Origin of the sequence: Pseudotabrizicola formosa (assembly GCF_002900965.1) — a bacterium.
Classification (GTDB): domain Bacteria; phylum Pseudomonadota; class Alphaproteobacteria; order Rhodobacterales; family Rhodobacteraceae; genus Pseudotabrizicola; species Pseudotabrizicola formosa.
Genome location: NZ_PJOM01000002.1, coordinates 392639 through 414403 on the forward strand (window position 1 = coordinate 392639; position 21765 = coordinate 414403).

General features: G+C 65.2%; 22 protein-coding genes. 19 read left to right on the forward strand and 3 right to left on the reverse strand.

Annotation, left to right across the window (positions count from 1 at the left end):
• Nucleotides 1-53: 53 nt before the first annotated feature.
• From CXR43_RS05970 to CXR43_RS06050, 17 genes are all read left to right on the forward strand, one after another.
• On the forward strand, nucleotides 54-923 hold the full coding sequence (locus CXR43_RS05970; protein WP_103333149.1) for a polyprenyl synthetase family protein: 870 nt from the start codon (nucleotides 54-56) through the stop codon (nucleotides 921-923).
• Nucleotides 924-926: 3 nt separating this feature from the next.
• Entirely contained in the window at nucleotides 927-2042 is a 1116-nt protein-coding gene (locus CXR43_RS05975) for a methyltransferase (RefSeq protein ID WP_435530784.1), read from the forward strand.
• Nucleotides 2043-2202: 160 nt separating this feature from the next.
• Nucleotides 2203-3147 (forward strand): chlorophyll synthesis pathway protein BchC, encoded by a 945-nt coding sequence (gene bchC, locus CXR43_RS05980; RefSeq protein ID WP_103333150.1) that lies wholly within the window; start codon nucleotides 2203-2205, stop codon nucleotides 3145-3147.
• Nucleotides 3144-4148, forward strand: a complete 1005-nt coding sequence (locus CXR43_RS05985; protein WP_103333151.1) for a chlorophyllide a reductase iron protein subunit X — start codon at nucleotides 3144-3146, stop codon at nucleotides 4146-4148. The genes bchC and CXR43_RS05985 overlap by 4 nt, the downstream gene beginning before the upstream one ends.
• A 63-nt stretch (nucleotides 4149-4211) precedes the next feature.
• A complete protein-coding gene (gene bchY / locus CXR43_RS05990) occupies nucleotides 4212-5753 on the forward strand; it encodes a chlorophyllide a reductase subunit Y (RefSeq protein WP_103333152.1) in 1542 nt (513 codons plus the stop codon).
• A gap of 88 nt (nucleotides 5754-5841) precedes the next feature.
• Nucleotides 5842-7329, forward strand: a complete 1488-nt coding sequence (gene bchZ / locus CXR43_RS05995; protein WP_103333153.1) for a chlorophyllide a reductase subunit Z — start codon at nucleotides 5842-5844, stop codon at nucleotides 7327-7329.
• Nucleotides 7326-7538 carry a cytochrome PufQ gene (gene pufQ, locus CXR43_RS06000; protein WP_103333154.1) on the forward strand — a complete coding sequence of 71 codons (213 nt, stop codon included), beginning with the start codon at nucleotides 7326-7328 and terminating at the stop codon, nucleotides 7536-7538. The genes bchZ and pufQ overlap by 4 nt, the downstream gene beginning before the upstream one ends.
• Before the next feature lie 207 nt (nucleotides 7539-7745).
• A complete protein-coding gene (pufB, locus tag CXR43_RS06005; RefSeq protein WP_100198094.1) occupies nucleotides 7746-7895 on the forward strand; it encodes a light-harvesting antenna LH1, beta subunit in 150 nt (49 codons plus the stop codon).
• Between the two features lie 13 nt (nucleotides 7896-7908).
• Entirely contained in the window at nucleotides 7909-8085 is a 177-nt protein-coding gene (gene pufA / locus CXR43_RS06010) for a light-harvesting antenna LH1, alpha subunit (RefSeq protein WP_103333155.1), read from the forward strand.
• 128 nt (nucleotides 8086-8213) lie between these two features.
• Nucleotides 8214-9062 carry a photosynthetic reaction center subunit L gene (gene pufL, locus CXR43_RS06015; protein ID WP_103333156.1) on the forward strand — a complete coding sequence of 283 codons (849 nt, stop codon included), beginning with the start codon at nucleotides 8214-8216 and terminating at the stop codon, nucleotides 9060-9062.
• Nucleotides 9055-9978: a photosynthetic reaction center subunit M gene (gene pufM / locus CXR43_RS06020; protein ID WP_103333157.1), complete on the forward strand. Its 924-nt coding sequence runs from the start codon at nucleotides 9055-9057 to the stop codon at nucleotides 9976-9978. Before pufL ends, pufM begins: the two co-directional genes overlap by 8 nt.
• A 10-nt stretch (nucleotides 9979-9988) precedes the next feature.
• The gene (gene pufX, locus CXR43_RS06025) at nucleotides 9989-10231 is read left to right on the forward strand and encodes an RC-LH1 core complex protein PufX (protein ID WP_103333158.1); all 243 of its coding nucleotides are present in this window, start codon (nucleotides 9989-9991) and stop codon (nucleotides 10229-10231) included.
• A gap of 193 nt (nucleotides 10232-10424) precedes the next feature.
• Nucleotides 10425-12347: a 1-deoxy-D-xylulose-5-phosphate synthase gene (gene dxs, locus CXR43_RS06030; protein WP_103334050.1), complete on the forward strand. Its 1923-nt coding sequence runs from the start codon at nucleotides 10425-10427 to the stop codon at nucleotides 12345-12347.
• Nucleotides 12348-12401: 54 nt separating this feature from the next.
• Nucleotides 12402-13169, forward strand: a complete 768-nt coding sequence (locus tag CXR43_RS06035) for a hypothetical protein (protein ID WP_103333159.1) — start codon at nucleotides 12402-12404, stop codon at nucleotides 13167-13169.
• Between the two features lie 134 nt (nucleotides 13170-13303).
• Entirely contained in the window at nucleotides 13304-13957 is a 654-nt protein-coding gene (locus CXR43_RS06040; protein WP_103333160.1) for a protein-L-isoaspartate O-methyltransferase family protein, read from the forward strand.
• Nucleotides 13958-14066: 109 nt separating this feature from the next.
• On the forward strand, nucleotides 14067-15428 hold the full coding sequence (locus CXR43_RS06045) for a TolC family outer membrane protein (protein ID WP_103333161.1): 1362 nt from the start codon (nucleotides 14067-14069) through the stop codon (nucleotides 15426-15428).
• 184 nt (nucleotides 15429-15612) lie between these two features.
• The gene (locus CXR43_RS06050; RefSeq protein WP_168219763.1) at nucleotides 15613-16443 is read left to right on the forward strand and encodes a hypothetical protein; all 831 of its coding nucleotides are present in this window, start codon (nucleotides 15613-15615) and stop codon (nucleotides 16441-16443) included.
• Between the two features lie 97 nt (nucleotides 16444-16540).
• Here the strand turns inward: CXR43_RS06050 and CXR43_RS06055 are convergent, their stop codons facing one another.
• Nucleotides 16541-16867, reverse strand: coding sequence for a DUF6280 family protein (locus CXR43_RS06055; RefSeq protein ID WP_103333163.1), 327 nt, complete (start codon nucleotides 16865-16867; stop codon nucleotides 16541-16543).
• 217 nt (nucleotides 16868-17084) lie between these two features.
• Between CXR43_RS06055 and efp the strand changes: the two genes are divergently transcribed.
• On the forward strand, nucleotides 17085-17648 hold the full coding sequence (efp, locus tag CXR43_RS06060; protein WP_103333164.1) for an elongation factor P: 564 nt from the start codon (nucleotides 17085-17087) through the stop codon (nucleotides 17646-17648).
• Nucleotides 17649-17736: 88 nt separating this feature from the next.
• Here the strand turns inward: efp and ygfZ are convergent, their stop codons facing one another.
• Together ygfZ and CXR43_RS06070 are read right to left on the reverse strand one after the other, a co-directional pair.
• The gene (ygfZ, locus tag CXR43_RS06065; RefSeq protein WP_103333165.1) at nucleotides 17737-18498 is read right to left on the reverse strand and encodes a CAF17-like 4Fe-4S cluster assembly/insertion protein YgfZ; all 762 of its coding nucleotides are present in this window, start codon (nucleotides 18496-18498) and stop codon (nucleotides 17737-17739) included.
• A complete protein-coding gene (locus tag CXR43_RS06070; protein ID WP_435530785.1) occupies nucleotides 18495-20291 on the reverse strand; it encodes an ABC transporter ATP-binding protein in 1797 nt (598 codons plus the stop codon). Before CXR43_RS06070 ends, ygfZ begins: the two co-directional genes overlap by 4 nt.
• A 123-nt stretch (nucleotides 20292-20414) precedes the next feature.
• Here CXR43_RS06070 and CXR43_RS06075 point away from each other — a divergent pair, with 123 nt between their 5' ends.
• On the forward strand, nucleotides 20415-21638 hold the full coding sequence (locus CXR43_RS06075) for a pyridoxal-phosphate-dependent aminotransferase family protein (protein ID WP_103334052.1): 1224 nt from the start codon (nucleotides 20415-20417) through the stop codon (nucleotides 21636-21638).
• Nucleotides 21639-21765: the final 127 nt, after the last annotated feature.

Sequence of the window (21765 nt, forward strand, 5' to 3'; positions counted from 1 at the left end):
TGCCGCCTGTCCTGCCACGATGGGGCGGTAAAACGTCGGGAAAAGGGCGGCACATGGCACTGGACGGACGGATCGAAGCGGCGATGGGGCAGGCAATGGCTCTGGTGCAATCGGGGGCGGCCCCGGCGCGGCTGGGGGCGGCGCTGCCCTATGCGGTGTTTCCGGGCGGCGCGCGGATCCGGCCCACGATCCTGATGTCGGTGGCGCTGGCCTGCGGCGATGACCGGCCCGGGGTGACCGATGCGGCGGCGGTGGCGCTGGAGCTGATCCATTGCGCCAGCCTTGTGCATGATGACCTGCCCGCCTTTGACAATGCCGATGTGCGCCGGGGCAAGGCGACCGTGCACCGCGCCTTTGGCGAGCCGCTTGCGGTGCTGGCGGGCGATTCGCTGATCGTGCTGGCCTTTGAGGTTCTGGCGCGGGGCGGTGCCGATGCGCCAGACCGCGCCTTGCAGCTGGTGCGCCATCTGGCGCAGCGCACAGGCATGCCGATGGGCATCTGTGCCGGGCAGGGCTGGGAAAGCGAGACGCAGATCAATCTGGACGCCTATCACCGCGCCAAGACCGGTGCGCTGTTCATCGCCGCCACCCAGATGGGCGCGATTGCGGCGGGGCAGGACGGCGAGCCCTGGGAAGAGCTGGGCGCGCGGATCGGCGCGGCGTTTCAGGTGGCGGATGATCTGAAGGACGCACTGATGGGGGCCGAGGAGATGGGCAAACCGGCGGGGCAGGATGCCGCCCATGGCCGGCCATCGGCGGTGGCCGAACTGGGGGTGTCCGGTGCCGTGGCGCATCTGCGCGATATCTTGGGCGGGGCGATTGCCTCGATCCCGTCTTGCCCCGGCGAGGCGATGCTGGCGCAGATGGTGCGCGCCTATGCCGAAAAGATGACCCCGGCGCGGCTGACCGCCGCCAGGGGCTGAGCCGTGGCGGATATACCGGTGACCGGGCCAGAGCGGGGGCGCAGGCCGGGGCCGGGCTGGCTGGTGCGGGTGGCGATGTCGCCGCGCTTTCATGCCATTATCGAACGTATTCCGGGCCTTAGGCTGAAATCCCGTGCCGAGGGGCGCGCGCTTTTTGATGTGGTGTCGGGCTTTGTGCAATCTCAGGCGCTGCTGGCGCTGGTGGAATTGCGGGTGCTGCACCGTCTGGCCGACGAGCCGCTGACCACTGCAGCCATCGCGCATGGCACGCAGGTGCCGCCCGAACGGATGGCGATTCTGCTGCAGGCCGGTGCCGCGCTGAAGCTGCTGCGCCAGGCCCGCGGATTGTGGCACCTGACCCCGCGCGGCGGGGCCTTCCTGACCGTGCCGGGGCTGGAGGCGATGGTGCGCCACCATGATGTGCTCTACCGCGATCTGTCCGATCCGGTGGCGTTTTTCAAAGGTCAGACCCAGCCGGAACTGGCCGGGTTCTGGCCCTATGTCTTTGGGGCGGGCGGCGCTGCCGACCCGGCCCTTGCCGCGCGCTACAGCCGGTTGATGGCCGACAGTCAGGCGCTGGTGGCCGCCGATACGCTGCGGCTGGTCTCCTTGCGCGGCACCCGGCATCTGCTGGATGTGGGCGGCGGCACCGGAGCCTTTCTGCGCGCGGTGGCGGCAGACTACCCCGCCCTGCGGCTGACCCTGTTCGACCTGCCCGCCGTGGTGGCAGCGGCACCGTCCCTGCCCAATCTGGCGGTGCAGGGCGGCAGTTTCCGCGACGATCCGCTGCCCGAAGGCGCGGATATGATCAGCCTGATCCGGGTGCTGTATGATCACGCCGATGCAACCGTGTCGGCGCTGCTGGCCGCCGCCTTTCGTGCCTTGCCACCGGGGGGGCGGGTGCTGATCTCGGAACCGATGTCGGGCGGGGCAAGGCCAGACCCGGCGACCGATGTCTATTTCGCGATCTATACGCTGGCCATGCAGACCGGACGCACCCGCTCGGCAGTCGAGATTTCCGCGCTGCTGGCGGCGGCGGGCTTTACCGCCATCCGGCCACTGACGGGGCCAAGGCCCTATGTCACCTCGGTGATCACCGCGCAAAAGCCTGCGGGGTAAGGGCAAAGACCGGCATTCCCGCCGGTCTGCCCAGATATCTTGCACAAATGTGTCCATTTAAATTGACACTTCCGATTGTAAGTCTAAACTTACACTTAGAGCAAAGACCCCTGGGGCCCGCGACTCTGTGTCGCGACTTTGGGAAAGGGAGGAAGACCACGTGAGAACAACTGCCGTCATTCTGTCTGGTCCGCGCAAGCTGGGACTCGGAACGGTGGGCCTGCAGGCCCCGGCGATTGGCGATCTGGTGGTCGAGGTGTCCCATTCGGGCATTTCCACCGGCACAGAGAAATTGTTCTGGTCTGGCACGATGCCGCCATTTCCCGGCATGGGCTATCCGCTGGTTCCGGGCTACGAATCCTTTGGCGAGGTGGTCGAGGCCGCGCCCGAAAGCGGCTTTCGGGTCGGCGAATATGTGTTCGTTCCGGGGGCCAACTGCTTTGCCGGCGACGTGCGCGGCTTGTTCGGCGGGGCCTCGCGCCTTCTGGTGACGCCCGCCGCCCGCGTGGCCCGGATGGACCGCAGCATGGGCGCGGAAGGTGCGCTGCTGGCGCTGGCCGCCACCGCACGCCATGCGCTGGCCGGGTTCAACACGGCGCTGCCGGAGCTGATCATCGGCCATGGCACGCTGGGCCGGCTGCTGGCGCGGCTGACCATCGCGGCCGGTGCGCCTGCGCCTACGGTCTGGGAGGTGAATCCTGCCCGCCGGACGGGGGCCCATGGCTATGAGGTGATCGATCCGGCCGAAGACACCCGCCGCGATTACAAGGCAATCTATGATGCCAGCGGGGCCAAGGGCCTGCTGGACCAGCTGGTCCTGCGTCTGGCCAAAGGCGGAGAAGTGGTGCTGGCGGGGTTCTACACCGAGCCTGTGTCCTTCGCCTTCCCGCCCGCCTTCATGAAAGAGGCGCGCTTCCGGATTGCCAGTGAATGGACTGCCGATGACCTGACCGCCACCCGGGTCCTGATTGAAAGCGGCGCTCTGTCGCTGTCGGGCCTGATCACCCACACCCGTAAGGCTGCAGATGCGACGGGGGCCTATGAGACGGCCTTCGAAGACGCTGATTGCCTGAAGATGATCCTAGACTGGAGCGGCCACGCATGACCCTCGATATTCCGAACCTGAAAGACTTCGACGCCCGTCTGCGCGACGAGGCGCATGAAGAGCCAAACCTGGAAATCCCGCAGGGCGCGCCCACCAAGAAAACCCAGATCATCGCGATCTATGGCAAGGGCGGCATCGGCAAATCCTTCACCCTGGCCAACCTGAGCCATATGATGGCCGAAATGGGCCAGCGCGTACTGCTGATCGGCTGTGACCCGAAATCCGACACCACCAGCCTGCTGTTCGGCGGCAAGGCCTGCCCGACCATCATCGAGACCTCGACCCGCAAGAAACTGGCGGGCGAAGAGGTCAAGATCGGGGATGTGTGCTTCAAGCGCGGCGGTGTGTTTGCGATGGAGCTGGGCGGGCCGGAGGTCGGTCGCGGCTGCGGCGGGCGCGGGATCATCCATGGCTTTGAATTGCTGGAAAAGCTGGGGTTCCACGATTGGGACTTTGACTATGTGCTGCTGGATTTCCTCGGCGATGTGGTCTGCGGCGGCTTTGGCCTGCCGATCGCGCGGGACATGGCGCAAAAGGTGATCCTGGTCGCCTCGAACGATCTGCAATCCTTGTACGTCGCCAACAACGTCTGCTCGGCGGTGGAATATTTCCGCCGGATGGGCGGCAATGTTGGCGTGGCGGGGCTGGTCATCAACAAGGATGACGGCACCGGCGAGGCGGCGGCCTTTGCGGCGGAAGTCAAGATCCCGGTGCTGGCCGCCATTCCGCAGGATGATGACCTGCGCAAGAAATCGGCCAATTATCAGATTGTCGGCAGCTACGAGTCGCAATGGGGCCCGATGTTTGCCGATCTGGCCACCGCCGTCGGCCTCGCCCCCCCGGTGCGTCCGGCCCCGCTGTCACAGGATGCGCTGCTCGGCCTGTTCAGCGCCGAACATACCGGCGCCGATTTCGTGCTGACCCCGGCCACCGATGCCGACATGCGCGGCAAATTCGCCACCACCAAGGTCTCGCTGGAAGTGGTGTATGACAATGTTTGATCTGGAAACCCTGGCCCGAGTGGAAGCCGCGCTGCGCGAGATGCAGCGCAAGGCAGGCCGCACATGACCGGCCTGCGCCATGTCATCGCCGACCAGACCCCGGAGGCCGGGGCAGCCCTGCCATCGGTGGACGGCACGGGATGCCATGCCGGTGCCGGCCAGATGCAGGCCGCAGCGCGTGCTGCGGGCAATTCCGAACTGCTCGACCGTTACGCGAAGGATTACCCGCAAGGCCCGCATGACAAACCACAATCCATGTGCCCGGCCTTTGGGTCATTGCGCGTGGGCCTGCGGATGCGGCGGGTGGCCACAGTGCTGTCAGGCTCGGCCTGCTGCGTCTACGGGCTGACCTTTGTGTCGCATTTCTACGGCGCGCGCCGCTCGGTCGGCTATGTGCCGTTCAACTCGGAATCGCTGGTGACCGGCAAGCTGTTTGAGGACATCCGCGACGCGGTGCACGAACTGGCCGATCCCGACCGCTATGATGCGGTAGTGGTGACCAATCTTTGCGTGCCCACCGCCAGCGGTGTGCCGCTGCGGCTGTTGCCATCTGAGATCAACGGTGTGCGCATCGTGGGCATCGACGTACCGGGCTTCGGCGTGCCGACCCATGCGGAGGCCAAGGACGTGCTGGCCGGGGCCATGCTCGCCTATGCCCGCAACGAAATCATGGCTGGCCCCGTGGCCGCCCCCGCCTCGGGCCGGTCTGACCGTCCTGCCGTTGCCCTTCTGGGCGAGATGTTCCCCGCTGACCCGATGATGATCGGCGCGATGCTGGCCCCGATGGGTCTGGCTGCCGGTCCGGTCGTCCCCTGCCGCGAATGGCGTGAGCTTTATGCAGCCCTCGACTGCAAGGTCGTGGCCGCGATCCACCCGTTCTACACGGCCGCCGTGCGCGAGTTTCAGGCGGCAGGCCGCACCATCGTGGGCTCCGGCCCCGTGGGCTATGACGGCACGATGTCCTGGTTGAAGAACATCGGCGAAGCCTATGATGTTGCCCCCGAAAAGATCATCGCCGCGCAGAACGCCTTTGGGGCGGCGATCAAATCCGCCCTTGCCGCCAACCCGATCACGGGGCGGATCACGCTGTCGGGCTATGAAGGCTCTGAACTGCTGGTCGCCCGACTGCTGATCGAAAGCGGCGCGGATGTGGCCTATGTCGGCACCGCCTGCGCCCGCAGCGACTGGAGCGAGGCCGACCGCGCCTGGCTGGCCGACAAGGGTGTGTCGGTCAAGTTCCGCGCCAGCCTGGAAGATGACTGCGCCGCGATGGAAGGCTTCCAGCCCGATCTTGCCATCGGCACCACGCCCGTGGTGCAAAAGGCAAAAGAGCTTGGCATTCCCTCGCTTTACTTCACGAACCTCATCTCGGCGCGGCCCTTGATGGGCCCGGCTGGTGCGGGGTCGCTGGCACAGGTGATCAATGCCGCCATGGGCAACAAAGCCCGGATGGTCGGCATGAAAGCCTTCTTTGAAGGTGTGGGCAAAGCCGACACCGCCGGGATCTGGGAAGGTACGCCAAACCTGCGCCCTGATTTCCGCGCCGCCCATCAGAAGAAGCTCGACAAGCTGGCCCGCGCCGCCAAGGCGGAGGAGATGATATGATCGTCCTGCCATTATCTGTTTCCAAATATCCCACGGGGGTGCGGGGGTGTGAAACCCCCGCTGCCGACCGCTCTGCAGGGAGGTCCGCATGCTGATACAGGACCACGACCGTGCCGGCGGCTACTGGGGGGCGATCTATGCCTTTTGCGCCGTCAAGGGATTGCAGGTGGTGATCGATGGCCCGGTGGGCTGCGAGAACCTTCCGGTCACCTCGGTGCTGCATTACACCGACGCGCTGCCGCCGCATGAGCTTCCCATCGTCGTCACCGGCCTGGGTGAGGATGAGATGACCTCGGGCACCGAGGCCTCGATGGCGCGGGCGTGGAAAACGCTCGACCCGGCGCTGCCTGCGGTTGTCGTCACCGGCTCCATCGCCGAGATGATCGGCGGCGGGGTCACGCCTGCGGGCACCAATATCCAGCGCTTTCTGCCGCGCACGATTGATGAGGATCAATGGCAATGCGCTGACCGCGCGATGACCTGGATCTTCACCGAATTCGGCATGACCAAGGGCCGGATGCCGCCAGAGAAAAAGCGCGAAGAGGGGGCAAAGCCCCGCGTCAACATCCTTGGCCCGATGTATGGCACCTTCAACATGGCGTCGGACCTGTATGAGATCCGCCGTCTGGTGGAAGGCATCGGTGCCGAGGTCAATATGGTGATGCCGCTTGGCGCCCATCTGGCCGAGATGCGCAATCTGGTGAATGCCGATGTGAACATCGTGATGTACCGCGAATTCGGTCGCGGTCTGGCCGAGGTGCTGAACAAGCCTTACCTGCAAGCGCCCTTCGGCCTTGAATCGACCACCAAATTCCTGCGCACGCTGGGCGAGCTTCTGAATCTCGATGTCGAACCCTTCATCGAGCGCGAAAAGCATTCCACGCTGAAGCCGGTCTGGGATCTGTGGCGCTCGGTCACGCAGGATTTCTTTGCCACCGCCAGCTTTGCCATCGTCGCCAATGAGACCTATGCGCGCGGCGTGCGGGCCTATCTGGAAGATGATCTGGGCCTGCCTTGTGCCTTTGCCGTGTCCCGTGTGGCGGGCAAGAAGACCGACAATGAAGTGATCCGGGCCGATCTGAAAAAGCATCGGCCGCTGATCGTGATGGGGTCGATCAACGAGAAGATGTATCTGGCGGAGATGAAGGGCGGTCACGGACCGGCGCCTTCCTTCATCGCCGCAAGCTTTCCGGGGGCCGCGATCCGGCGCCACACCGGCACGCCCTTCATGGGCTATGCGGGTGCGGTCTGGATCTTGCAGGAGGTCTGCAACGGCCTCTTTGAGGCGCTGTTCCACATCCTGCCGCTGGGCACCGAGATGGACAGCGCGGCGGCCACGCCCACCACGCTGCGCCGCGATTTTCCGTGGGATCTGGATGCGCAGGCCGCGCTTGATCGCATCGTTTCCGAACATCCGGTTCTGACCCGGATCTCTGCCGCCAAATCCCTGCGGGATGCGGCGGAAAAGGCCGCGCTCGACCACGGCGCCGAGCGGGTGATTGTCGAATTCGTCGAAGGACTGGCCGGGGATGCCCGGCCGCCTGCGACCCAGAAAACCAAGGGAGGCACGTCATGAGTGACCAGACCGCAGGCGGGCATGCGCACCGCACGCCAAAAGCCGAATTCTACATTTATTTCACGCTGATCTTCATGGTCGCGGTGCCTTTGTCCCTCGGGGCCTGGGTCTGGGCCGTGATCCGGCAGCAGCGCCTGCCGGTGCATGGGCCGCTGGCCCGCGCCTGGCTGGAAGCCAAGGCGATCACGCCCGCAATATTCCGGCCCTGAGGGGCCACCGCTTTTCCGGCCCCAACAGGCCGGAGTCTTCTGGCCCCGCAAGGGCCTGTCCGCTTCCTTCCGCCGCGCCCGTCGGGAGTCACCGCTTCGCCTGTCCGCAGATCATCGTGGGCAAGTGAAAAACTCGGAAAGGCACTCCGCCGATCCGTGACCTACGCCGCAGGGTATGCGGCGCAGTCTCCAAATCCGGAGGATACTATGGCTGATAGAACCGACCTGAGCTTCACAGGTCTTACCGACGAGCAGGCGCAAGAATTGCATTCTGTTTACATGAGCGGCCTTTGGCTTTTCACGGCGATTGCCGTGGTTGCTCATCTGGCAGTCTACATCTGGCGCCCTTGGTTCTGAGGAGGATCACACAATGTCAAAATTCTATAAAATCTGGCTGATCTTCGATCCCCGCCGCGTTTTCGTGGCACAGGGCGTGTTCCTGTTCCTTCTGGCGGCGATGATCCACCTCGTGTTGCTGTCGACCCCGTCCTACAACTGGCTCGACATCGCAGCGGTGAAATACGACCGCGTTGTGGTTGCGGAATAATCTGTGACCCCCTCGCGGGCGGCCTGCAGGTCAGGCCGCCCGCGAAAACACCCAAGAATTAAAAGTCGGCTCCCCATGGCGCATTCCGCCCATGACGGGACCGCCTCCATAAACGCGGAGAGGGAAGCATGGCACTGCTCAGCTTCGAACGAAAATACCGCGTGCCAGGCGGCACGCTTGTTGGCGGGAATCTGTTCGACTTCTGGGTCGGCCCTTTCTACGTCGGCTTCTTTGGAGTCGTGGGCTTCTTCTTTGCAGCCCTCGGCACGATTCTGATATTCTACGGCGCGAGCCTGCAGGGGACATGGAACCCCTGGCTGATCTCGATCGCGCCGCCCCCTGTCGAAATGGGCCTGGCTGCCGCACCTTTGCGCGACGGCGGGCTGTGGCAGATCATCACCATCTGCGCGACCGGGGCCTTTACGGCCTGGGCGCTGCGCGAGGTGGAAATCTGCCGCAAGCTGGGCATGGGCTATCATGTGCCCGTGGCCTTCGGGGTGGCGATCTTTGCCTACCTCACGCTGGTGGTGATCCGCCCGGTCATGATGGGCGCCTGGGGCTATGCCTTTCCCTACGGGATCTGGACGCACCTCGACTGGGTGTCGAACACCGGCTACCAATATGGCAACTTCCACTACAACCCGGCGCATATGATCGCGGTGAGCTTTTTCTTCACCACGGCGCTGGCCTTGTCCTTGCACGGCGCGCTGATCCTGTCGGCGGCCAATCCCGAAAAGGGCAAGGAAATGCGGACCCCAGATCACGAGGATACCTATTTCCGCGATCTGATCGGGTATTCCGTCGGCACGCTGGGCATCCACCGTGTGGGCCTGCTGCTGGCCCTGAACGCCGGGTTCTGGTCGGCAATCTGTATCGTTATCTCCGGCACCATCTGGTTCGATCAATGGATCGTCTGGTGGGACTGGTGGCTGAACCTGCCTTGGTGGGCCGGTATCGAGGGAGGCATCAATGGCTGAGTATCAAAACATCTTCACTCAGGTCCAGGTCCGCGCCGAGCCCGAAATGGGTCTTGTCGAAGGGGTGGAACTGCACAACCGCACCAGCGGTGCCGGGTTCTCGAACCTTGCCGGCTGGATCGGCAACGCCCAGCTGGGGCCGGTCTATCTGGGCACCATGGGCGTGATCTCGCTGGTGTCGGGGGCGATCTGGTTCTTCACCGTCGGCGCCTGGTACTGGTATCAGGCGGGTCTGAACCCGGCCGTGTTCCTGCGCGACCTGTTCTGGTTCAGCCTTGAGCCACCGGCCGAGGAATATGGTCTGGGCTTTGCCCCGATTGCCGAAGGGGGGCTGTGGATCATTGCCAGCTTCTTCCTGCTGGTCTCTGTCTGCGCCTGGTGGGTGCGCACCTACCTTCGGGCGCAAGCGCTGGGGATGGGCAAGCATGTGTCCTGGGCCTTTGCCTCGGCCATCTGGTTGTTCCTGGTTCTGGGCCTGTTCCGTCCGATCCTGATGGGATCGTGGAGCCACGCCGTCCCTTATGGCATCTTCAGCCATCTGGACTGGACCAACCTGTTCAGCCTGACCTATGGCAACCTGTTCTATAACCCGTTCCACGCGCTTTCGATCGCGTTCCTCTATGGCTCGGCCCTGCTGTTTGCCATGCATGGGGCGACCATCCTGGCGGTGTCCCGTTTCGGCGGTGACCGCGAGCTGGAGCAGATCGTTGACCGTGGCACGGCCTCCGAACGGGCGGCGCTGTTCTGGCGCTGGACCATGGGCTTCAACGCCACGATGGAAGGGATTCACCGCTGGGCCTGGTGGTTTGCCGTGCTGGTCACGCTGACCGGCGGTATCGGCATCCTGCTGACCGGCACTGTGGTGGACAACTGGTTTGTCTGGGCGCAGGAACACGGCTACGCGCCGCTAGATTAAGGGGAAAGCCATGTCTGACCATCCATTCTACCGGGACGAAAATCCTAAAAGCCGCCTGCGGACCTGGGTCTTTGGCCAGATGATGTACGGGGCCATGCTGGCTGCTGCTGTCTTTATCGGCTGCCTGCTGTTCTTTGCGGTGTTCTACGGCATCGGGCTTTTGCTGCCCGAAGAAAGCCGCCAGACGCCCGATCCGATGCCACGCTCAAGCCTTGAGCAGCCGCTGGCACCGGCCGGGCACGATCTGGCCTGACACCTGCGCCCGGGCGGCTTGCCGCCCGTGCCAACCTTATTCGGGCCATCAATGCCGGTCCGGATCCGGGGCATAACCACAGCCCGGTTCCCTTCCTGTTGGCGACAGGGACCTGGTGCCGTGTGGAGCTGATCCATACGGCACTTTTTTCTTTCCAAAGGGAGGGAAAGATCACGCTTTGGAGGAGGCGACCATGCGCGAAGACTCTTATACCCCCACGCTGGACAAAGTGTCCGGCCCGGCCGATCTCAAGGCGCTGACCGATGCCGAGCTGAAAACGCTGGCCGACGAGCTGCGCCGCGAGACGATTGACGTGGTCAGCAAGACCGGCGGGCATCTGGGGTCATCGCTGGGCGTGGTCGAACTGACGGTTGCCATCCATGCGGTGTTCAACACGCCGCTGGACAAGCTGATCTGGGATGTCGGCCACCAATGCTATCCGCACAAGATTTTGACCGGGCGGCGCGACCGCATGCTGACCCTGCGGCAGGCGGGCGGCCTGAGCGGGTTCACCAAACGCGCCGAGTCCGACTACGACCCCTTTGGCGCGGCCCATTCCAGCACCTCGATTTCTGCGGCCCTGGGCTTTGCGGTGGGGCGCGAGATGGGCATGCCGGTGGGCGATACCATTGCGGTCATCGGAGACGGTGCCATCACCGCCGGCATGGCCTATGAGGCGATGAACCACGCCGGCCATCTGAAAACCCGGATGTTCGTGATCCTGAACGACAATGACATGAGCATCGCCCCCCCGGTCGGGGCTTTGCAGCGCTATCTGAACGACATCGCCGCCAAGGGCCCGATTGCCACGCTCAAGGCGGTGGCCGAGGGGGTCGAGGCGCATCTGCCGGGGGCGGTGCGCGACGGTGCACGCCGGGCGCGGCAGATGGTGACGGGCATGCCCGGCGGGGCAACCCTGTTCGAGGAATTTGGCTTTACCTATATCGGCCCGGTGGACGGGCATGACATGCCGCAACTGCTGGCCACCTTGCGTGCTGCGCGGGCGCGGGCGACCGGGCCGGTGCTGATCCATGCGGTCACCGTCAAGGGCAAGGGCTATGCCCCCGCTGAAGGGGCGGATGACAAATATCATGGTGTGGCGAAATTCGACGTGGCCACCGGCGCGCAGGTGAAGTCAAAATCCAACGCGCCCAGCTACACGGCCGTTTTCGGGCAAAGGCTGACCGAAGAGGCCGCGCGCGACCCGCGCATCGTGGGGATCACCGCGGCCATGCCGGGGGGCACGGGGCTGGATGTGATGGCGCGGCGCTTTCCGGCGCGCGTGTTCGATGTGGGCATTGCCGAACAGCATGGCGTAACCTTTGCCGCCGGCCTTGCCGCCAGTGGGATGAAGCCGTTCTGCGCGATCTATTCCAGCTTCCTGCAACGCGGCTATGACCAGATCGTGCATGACGTGGCCCTGCAGAATCTGCCGGTGCGCTTTGCCATCGACCGGGCCGGGCTGGTGGGGCAGGACGGCGCCACCCATGCCGGGGCCTTTGATGTGGCCTTCCTGGCCAATCTGCCCAACATGACCGTGATGGCCTGCGGCGACGAGGCCGATCTGTGCCACATGATCGCCACCGCCGTGGCGCATGACTCTGGTCCTATCGCGTTCCGCTATCCGCGCGGCGAAGGCATGGGGGTCGAGATGCCCGAGCGCGGGACCGCCCTGCCCATCGGCAAGGGGCGGGTGCTGAAACAGGGGTCTGACGTGGCGCTGTTGTCCTTTGGCGCGCATCTCTCCGAGGTGTTGGCGGCGGCAGACCTGCTGGAGGCCGAAGGCGTCAGCGTGACCGTGGCCGATGCCCGCTTTGCCAAGCCGCTGGATCACGCGTTGATCGACGCGCTGATCGCGGACCATCAGGCGCTGATCACGGTTGAGCAGGGCAGTACGGGGGGCTTTGGGGCCTTGGTGCTGCATTATCTGGCCGGGTCGGGGCAGCTGGAACGGGGCCGCGCGATCCGCACCATGGTCCTGCCGGACCAGTTCATCGATCAGGCCGCCCCGGCGCAGATGTATGACTGGGCGGGCCTGTCTGCCCGCGATATTGCCAGCACGGCGCGGGGTGCCTTGCGGCCTGAGGCCGGGGCCAAGAGCTTGCGGCTGGTCTGACCCCCGCGCGTCTTTGGCGCGCGTCTTCTGGAAAGCCACAGGTGGCAGGATGCGATGGGCGGTGGCCTTGTCTTCGCCGCAGGGGTGGCGCAGTCTGGGGCCGTGGTGTTCATGTGCGGGACCGGGTCGATGTGGAAGAGGGAGATCGCCGGCGCCTTTGCTCTGGCGGTGATGCTTTTGGTGCCGGTGGCGGGCCGGGCCGAACCGGTCACGGTGCAGGTGACAGCCCTGCTGCCCGAAGGGGCAGAGCGGCGCCCGGTGTCTTGGTCCGCCGTGCCGCTGACCCTGCCCGAAGGGGCTGATGTGCTGGCCGCGATGATCATCACCCCGGCGCCGCTGGACGGGCCCTGGCAGGTGGCGCTGGAGCCGGGGGCCTATGTGATTTCCGGCTTCAGCGCGGCGGAGCTGTATGAAAGCACGGTCCTGATAACCCCGCAGACCACGGTGATCGAGGTGCCGGTGCTGGCGCTTGATCCGCAGGTCGCCTTGCGCTGCACCGAGCCGCGTTGTGACCACACGGATGCGGCAACGGGGCTGCAGGTGACCCTGCCGCAGGGTTGGGCCATGGATCAGCCCTCGCATGCCGATCTGGGGAGCGGCACACTGGCCCCCGACGTGTCGACGGTGTTCTATGAGGATGTCGCGGGCGATGGCGGCGCGGTCTGGTTTCTTAACCCGGTGGACTGGATCACCGGGGAGACCGGCCCTTGCCGTGCGGTGGCGCAGGGCAATCTGTGCACCTTTGAGATAACGCCTGCCGCCGAAGCCGGGTTTGCGGTGATCGCGCCCTCGTTGCAACGGCTTGAAATGCCTTTGGAATAGACCGGTGGGCGCAAAGAGCGCAGATCGGTAAAATTCGCACGGCTCGGCAGGGCGTGGTCTGACTGCGGCGTTGCCCCCGCCGGGCAGATGTGGCAAGACAACCCTCAGCCGATCCAGACCAATGAGTTCAGCCGATGACCGATTTTTCTGCCCGCCGCGTGATGATGGTTGACACCCAGGTGCGGCCTTCGGATGTGACAAAGTTTCCCATCATCGACGCCATGCTGAGCGTGCCGCGCGAAACCTTTGTGCCGCGTGACAAGCGTGAGGCGGCCTATATGGGCGAAAATCTGGTGTTGCAGCAGGACCGTGTCGTGCTGGAGCCGCGCACGCTGGCCAAGCTGCTGGACGCGCTGGACATCCAGCCTGATGAAATGGTGCTCGATCTGGGCTGCGGGCTTGGCTATTCGGCCGCCGTGCTGGCGCGGCTGGCCGATGCCGTGGTCGCGGTCGAGGAGGATGAGGCGATGGCCGCCGAGGCGCAGCACCTGCTGTCGCAGGCCTCGGTCGACAATGCCGCCGTGATCGTCGGGCCGCTGGCGGCCGGCGCGGCCAAGCACGGCCCCTATGATGTGATCACCGTGCAGGGCGGGGTAGAGGTCATTCCCCCCGCGCTGCTGGATCAGCTCAAGGATGGCGGCCGGATTGCGGCGGTGTTCATGGAAGGCGCGCTTGGCGTGGCCCGCGTCGGCTATAAAGCCGATGGCAAGGTCAGCTGGCGGTTTGTGTTCAACGCCTCTGCCCCGGTCTTGCCGGGCTTTGGCGCGGCGGGCGGGTTCCGGCTCTGACAGGCTGTTTTGACCTGCGGGTTGTGGTACAGTGGTGTGATGGGTGCGATGACGGAAAGCAGATCCCGGAGCGTGTAACCGGGGCGAAATTCATTGGAGCAGGTTGAACATGCGTGGATTCTTTGCAGCGACGGCACTTGCGGTCAGTGTTCTGGCGGCTCCTGTCGCCCAGTCGGAAACGCTCACAGACGCTTTCATCGCCGCCTATCGCACCTCTAACCTGCTCGACAGCCAGGCGGCAACCTTGCGGGCCGCCGATGAGGATGTGGCACAGGCGATGGCGACCCTGCGCCCGGTGGTGGATTTTGCCCTGTCCAGCGGCTATTCGCGCAGCCAGCAGACCGCCAGCGCCCCCTTCATTGACGGGATTCGCACCACCTTTGACCTTTCGGCCTCGCTGACCCTGCTGGATTTCGGACGCCGCGCGCTGCGGATTGAAATTGCCAAGGAATCCGTGCTGGCCACCCGAGAATTGCTGCGCAGTGTTGAACAGGATGTGCTGTTCGCCGCGGTTGAGGCCTATGTCAGCGTGCAGGTGAACCAGCAATTGCTGTCGCTGCGCGAGTCCAACGTGCGGCTGGTGACGCAGGAATTGCGCGCCGCGCAGGACCGGTTCGATGTGGGTGAAATCACCCGGACCGATGTGTCGATCGCCGAGGCGCGGCTGGCGGCGGCGCGGGCCGGTCTGGCGGCGGCGGAAGGCAACCTGCTGGTGGCGCGCGAAGCCTACAAGGCGGCGGTCGGGGCCTATCCACGCAATCTGGCGGCGCTGCCACGCTCGCCCGGACTGCCCTCTTCGATGGAGGCGGCGCGCGCCGTGGCCCTGCGCACCCACCCGTCTATTCTGGGCGCGCAGCGGCGCGTCACCATCAACGATCTGGGGGTCGAGCTGCAGAAGGCCGGGTTCCGGCCCACGGTTTCGGCGCGGGCCGGGGTCGGGATTGATGACCGTGGGGTGGAAAGCCAGACCTTTGGCCTGACCCTGAACCAGCGGGTCTATTCCGGTGGCGGCCAGTCGTCCTTGCTGCGCCAGTCGATTGCGGCGCGCGATGGCGCACGCGCCGATCTGGGGCAGGCCGGCGTGCTGATCGCCGAGGCGGTGGGCAATGCCTGGGCCGGGTTGGCGATTGCCAATGCCCAGGTGCAGGCGGGGGATCAACAGATCCGCGCGGCGCAAACCGCCTTTGACGGTGTGCGCGAAGAGGCCAATCTTGGCGCGCGCACCACGCTGGATGTGCTCAACGCCGAACAGGAATTGCTCGATGCCCGCGTGACCCGCATTCAGGCCGATGCAGAGCGCTATCTGGGGGTGTACCGGGTGTTGCAGGCCATGGGGCTCTTGTCGGTCGAACATCTGCAACTGGGCATTCCGACCTATGACCCGGCGGGCTATTACAATGCGGTCAAGAATGCCCCGGTCCATTCGGCGCAGGGCAAAAAGCTTGACCGGATTCTGGAAAAGCTGAAATAGGCCAAAGCGGCGCGGGCCGCGCCGCTTTGGCAAAGCGGCGCGCAGAGGCTGCGCCATTTTCTTGTACTCTCGGCAAAGCGGCACTAAAGTCGTTAACACAACCGGCAGGCTGCGGGACCTTCGGGCCCTGGGCCAAGCCGGAGGCGCGGCAGCATGACAGGCAGGGGACGCAATGTCGGAACCGATGAGCACACATGAAATCGAGGATGTCTTGTCCTCCATCCGCCGTCTGGTGTCGGATGATCTGCGCCCGGGTAGCAGCCGTCCGCCAGAAGGGCAGGGGCAGGCCGGTCCGACGGACAAGCTGATTCTGACGCCTGCGCTGCGCGTGGTCACGGCGACGGATGCGCCGCTTCCCGCCGGGGATGAGGCCGCATGGCCCGCCGGGTCCTTTGGCACCGCTGCCCCGCTTGGAACCGGCCCCGGCGCCCCGGTGGATGAGGTCGTGGCGCGGCTGGGTGCCTCTGTCCCCGAAGAAGAGTGGGAATCGCCCTTTGGCGATCCTGAAGTCTGGGCCGCCGCCGAGGAGAGTTCCGAAGTCGACACCGTAGCAACGGCCCCGGCCTTTGTCGCCCGTCGCCGCCTCACACTGGAGGCGGCAGAGGATGCGCCGTCCGGGTTCAGCGATGTGCCGATGGCCGGGTTCGCAGAAGACGCGGATCAGGTGCCGGAGTCTTCGGCGCCGGACGCGGCGGAAGACACCGCAGAGGTGGCACCGCGCCGGGTGATCCGCCGCGAGGTGATGCCGCCGCAGGATGATATCGACTGGGCCGATGCGGCCGAGGCCGCGGTGCGCGCCGATCTGGAGCAGGGCACCGAAGATCAGGTCATCGCCGATCTTTACGGCACCCAGGCCGACGGCATGGCCTTTGACGAGGCGGTGCTGCGGGATCTGGTCCGCGATCTGATCCGCGAAGAACTGGCCAGCACGCTGGGCGAACGGATCACCCGCAATGTGCGCAAGCTGGTGCGGGCAGAAATTGCCCGGGCCCTGGCCTTGCGGGACTTCGACTAGGCACAGCGGCACCTTGCCGCTGCACCAACGCAAAACGCGCCCCTCGGGGCGCGTTTTGGCAATCTGGGGTCGGGGTGCCGATCGTGCCGGGGCCGGATCAGGCGGCTTCGCCCATTTCCGATTCCAGCGCGTGGCGGCGTTCGGATTCTTCGCGGCTGAGTGCCACAGAGGTGCGCACGCCTTTGGACACGAATTCCATCAGGCCCTTAACGACACGTTCGTTCGGGTCTATGCCGGCGCAGGACAACACTTCGCGCCCATCGCGCGACCGTGCCCAACGCGCAATCTGTTCAGGCCCGTTGCCGTATTTTTTATCATCTGCGATGGCATCGTCCAGCGCAGCAAGCACAACGGCCGCAAAAAGCTTGCGCGCGCGCTGGCCTTGTTCGTAATTGAAAGCAGTGCTGTCAACGAAACCAGTCATTCGGAGGGTCCTTTATTCTTGCTCTTGTCTTTCTGTGCGTCGGGCGAACCTAAACGTTTCGAAGTGATTCGGCACCACCTGTTTTGCAATCCTGTCATGCGTTTGACGCATGGCTGACGCAAGGGAATACCGTATCTAGTTGGCTTGCCCCGTTTGAGCCACCCAGATATAGGTGAGGCGTTTTCGACTTCAACCTTTTGTCAAGGTTTGGCCACAAATGCCCAAAATCAACGGTAATGAAATCAAGCCCGGCATGGTGCTGGAACATGATGGCGGCCTGTGGGCTGCGGTCAAGGCCAACCATGTAAAGCCCGGCAAAGGCGGGGCTTTTGCCCAGGTCGAGCTGAAAAACCTGCGCGATGGCCGCAAGCTGAACGAGCGCTTCCGGTCTGAAGATAAAATTGAAGAGGTTAAGCTGGAAAACAAGGACCAGCAGTTTTTGTACGAAACCGACGGGCGTCTGGTGTTCATGGATTCCGAAACCTATGAGCAGATCGAGCTGGACGCCGACCTTCTGGGCGAGCGGCGGCCGTTCCTGCAGGACGGGATGACGGCAACCATCCGCTATTACGGCGATGAGGCTTTGGCCGTGACCCTGCCACAAAAGGTGAAATGCCGCATTGTCGAGACCGAGCCGGTTGTGAAGGGCCAGACCGCGGCGAACAGCTTCAAGCCTGCGATCCTCGACAACGGCGTTCGTATCATGATCCCGCCCTTTATCGGTCAGGATGAAGATATCATCGTGCATACTGAACTCATGGAATATTCTGAACGCGCCTGACGGTGTGAACGGTCTGCAAAAACTCTGAACAAACCGTTTTCGGCACCGCGCTTCAGGCCAGAATTTTCGCGGCTATGCAGAAAAAACCTCAGCCGATGGGGTGCAGGCGGGCGGTTCCGGCCGTCATGTCCTGCATCCGGTCAAAGCGCAGATGGGCAATCGCCTTGCCGCCCGACTTGGTGAACAGGGTGCCCGCTTCCTTTTCTCCCGACATCACCGCTGTGCCGACCGGGGCCGCCCCGTCGATGGCCACGGTGACCAGCCCTTTTTTCAGCTCGGTCTTGTGCTTCATCCGGGCCGTCACCTCCTGGCCCACATAGCAGCCCTTGCGGAAATCGACGCCATGCAGCCGCTCGAACCCCGCCTCCAACAGGTAGGTGTCATTGGCGATCAGTTCGATCCCGGTCTCCGGGATGCAATGGGCCACACGGATGGCATCCCAGTCGATCACCGGGGCCTGACCGGCCTGACCATAGCCCCGCCATCCCAGCGCCGGGTGGCGCGGGTCGGCAAAGGCGCCCCCGGGCGGGTTGTCCAGACCGCGTGTCACCGCCAGATCGCTGACCGCGATCTGCACATCGGCGCGCAGCCGGTACATCGTGAGGCGGCGCAACGTATCGGCGGCAATGCTGTCCTTGATGTCGATCAGCAGATGGTCGCCATCCACAGGCCGGATCACGAAGAAATCGGCCAGATACTTGCCTTGGGCGGTCAGCAGGGCGGCCCAGATCATGCCGGGGGCCTGTTCCAGCGGCAGCATGTCATTGCTGATCAGCCCTTGCAGAAAGCTGAACCGGTCACGGCCGGTGAGGGTCCAGACCTGACGGTCGGTGGCGGTCTCTGCGGTCATGTGCTGACCTCCTCTTGCTGGAACTGCAAGGCGTGCAGCCTGGCATAAAGCTCACCGCGCGCCAGCAACTCGCCATGGCTGCCGCTTTCCACCGCGACGCCCTGATCCATTACGATGATGCGATGCGCCGATCGCACCGTGGCCAGGCGGTGCGCGATGACCAGCGTCGTGCGGCCCCGTGCCGCCTGTGCCATCGCGGTGGCAAGCGCGGCTTCTGATGCGGCATCCAGCGCGCTGGTCGCCTCATCCAGCAGCAGCACCGGCGTGTCGCGCAGCAAGGCCCGCGCAATTGCGATCCGTTGGCGCTGACCGCCCGACAGATTGCTGCCACGCGGGCCTGCGGCGGTGTCTGCCCCCTCTGGCAGGGCCGCGACAAAGGCGGTGGCCTGGGCGGTGGCAAGGGCGGCGTCGATCTGCCCGGCGCTGACCCCCTGCCGGCCAAGCGTCAGGTTGTCGCGCAGGCTTTCATCAAACAGCGCCGCATCCTGGCTGACGGCGGCAAACAGCGCCCGCTGATCCGCAAGGGCCATGTCGGTGGTGGCCACGCCATCGATCGTCACCACGCCCTGCGCCGGATCGGACAAGCCGGTCAGCAGATGGAACACGGTGGATTTGCCCGCGCCCGACGGGCCAACGAGCGCGGTCAGCTTGCCGGCCTCGGCGGTAAAGGTCAGACCGCGCAGCACCGGCTGATCGCCATAGCCGAAATGCACATCGTGAAAGCTCAGTGCCGGCGGCAGCGTCGCCGGTCTCTGGCCGGTCACGGGCCGCGCCTGCGATGGGGTCAGGCCAAACAGACCGGCAATCCGGTGCAGGCTGGCCGCCCCGGTCTGCCACAGCCCCGCCATGTCGCCCAGCCGGCGGATCGGCTGAAAGGTCAGCACCATGGCGGAAAAGAACGCCATGAACTCGCCGGTGCTGCGGGTGCCCGCCGCCACCTCGCGCCCGCCCAGGATCAGCACCGCCAGAAAGCCGAAACCGGTGATCAGATCGACCAGAGACGGCAGCACCGCCCGGCCAAAGGCGGCCTTGGTCTCGGCAGAGACGATGCGCGACAGGATCGCATCAAAGCGCGCGGTCTGATGCGCCTCGATCCCGTTGAGCTTGACCGCCTGAATGCCGTGAAAGATCTCGTCCAGCCGTGTGGCGCGTTCCCCCGCCTGATCGCGCAGGTGAATGGCCTTGCGCCGCAGATAGCGCCGCAAGACCGCCGCCGGCAAGATCAGCAGCGGCGTGCCGATCAGCGCGGCCAGCGTCCACCACGGGTCGATGCTCAGCGCGACCGCAAGCAACCCGATCAGCGCCACCACATCGCGCCCGATGCCCGACACCAGCGCAATCCAGATCCCCTGGACCGCCATGGTATCGCCCTGCACCCGCTCGATCAGGGCGCCCGGCGCATTGTCCTGAAAGAAGCGCATGTCCAGCCGCAACAGATGGGCCAGCAAATGGCTTTGCATCCGCGCCGCCACCCGCTGCGACACGCGTGCCAGCAGGGTTTTCGATGCCAGCGAGGTCACGGCACGCAGCGCAAACAGGCCAAAGATCGCGCCGCCCACCAGCCACAGCGCCGCGCTGCCCCCACTGCCGAACACACGGTCGAACAGCGGCTCCAGCAGATAGGACAGCGCGCCCAGCGTGCTGCCTTCGATCACCATGATCACAAAGGCCAGCGCCAGCAGCCCGGCCTCGGGCCGCAGATAGCGCGCCCAGAACCAGCGCACCAGCGGGCCATCACCGGAATGGGGGCTTGGCGGCGGCAGGTCGCGGGCAGGGGGGGCCGACAGCATCATGCGCCTGATGTAATGGCAAAGCCGCTGCCGCCGCAAGGACCGGCCCGCAATTCGGCGCGGGGCAGATTGACCTTGCCGCAGACTGGCCCTAGCCATTGGCGGATTGACAGCCAGAGGCGCATGATGACGCAACCCAATTCCACCCGGCCAGACCTTTCGCGCGGACGCCCCTATCTGGCCATCCCCGGCCCTTCGGTGATGCCCGACCGGGTGCTCAATGCCATGCACCGTGCAGCCCCCAATATCTATGCGGGCGATCTGACCGAGATGGTGGCGCAGATGTGGCCCGATCTGCGGGCGGTGGCAGGGACCACGCAGCATGTGGCGGCCTTTATCGGCAATGGCCATGCGGCATGGGAGGCGGCGAATGCCAACCTGTTCAGCCGCGGCGATCTGGCGCTGGTGCTGGCCACGGGGCGCTTTGGCCTGGGCTGGGCGGAAAGCGCGCGCGCCATGGGGGTCGAGGTCGAGGTGATGGATTTCGGCACGAGCACGCCGGTTGACATGGCCCGGGTCGAGGCCCGGCTGCGCGCCGACCGCGAGGGCCGGATCAAGGCGGTGATGACCACGCATGTCGATACCTCCAGCTCCATCCTGACCGATATTCCCGCCCTGCGCGCGGCGATGGATGCGGCCGGGCATCCGGCGCTGCTGTGCGTCGATTGCATCGCCTCGCTGGGCTGCGACGAATACCATATGGACGCCTGGGGCATCGATCTGACCGTGGCCGCCAGCCAGAAGGGGCTGATGACCCCGCCGGGCATGTCCTTTGTCTGGTTCTCGGAAAAGGCCCGTGCCGCCGGGGCCAAGGCCGATCTGCGCACCCCCTATTGGGACTGGCGCAAACGCGCCGAGCCGGAAGAGTTCTGGCAATATTGGGCCGGCACCGCGCCCACGCACCACCTCTTTGGCCTGCGCGAGGCGCTGACCATGCTGCATGAAGAGGGGATGGCTCAGGTCTGGGCCCGGCATGAGGTTCTGGCGCGCAGCGTCTGGGCCGCGTTTGACGCCTGGGGGGTGGGCCATCCGCGCATCGGGTTGAATGTGGCAGATCCGAAATACCGCTCGCGCGCGGTCACGGCGGCAAGGCTGGGCGCCCCCGATGCCACGCGCCTGCGCGACTGGACCGAAGCGCAGGCCGGGGTCACGCTGGGCATCGGCCTTGGCATGGCGCTGCCCTCTGATCCGGCCTGGCATGGGTTCTTGCGGGTGGCGCATATGGGCCATGTGAATGCGCATATGACGCTGGGGGCTTTGGCGGTGATGCAGGCCGGCATGGTGGCGCTCGACATTCCGCATGGGGCCGGGGCGCTGGACGCCGCCGCCCGGGTCATCGCTGCGGGCTGAAGCGCGAAAGGGCGCGGCCCAAAGGCAGGCGCGCGGCATCTGCCCGTTTTGCCCGCATCCACGGCTTATTCCGCCCCTGCCGCCGGGGTGCGGATGGGCTGTGCGCGGGTGCAGACTTGGCCCGGCC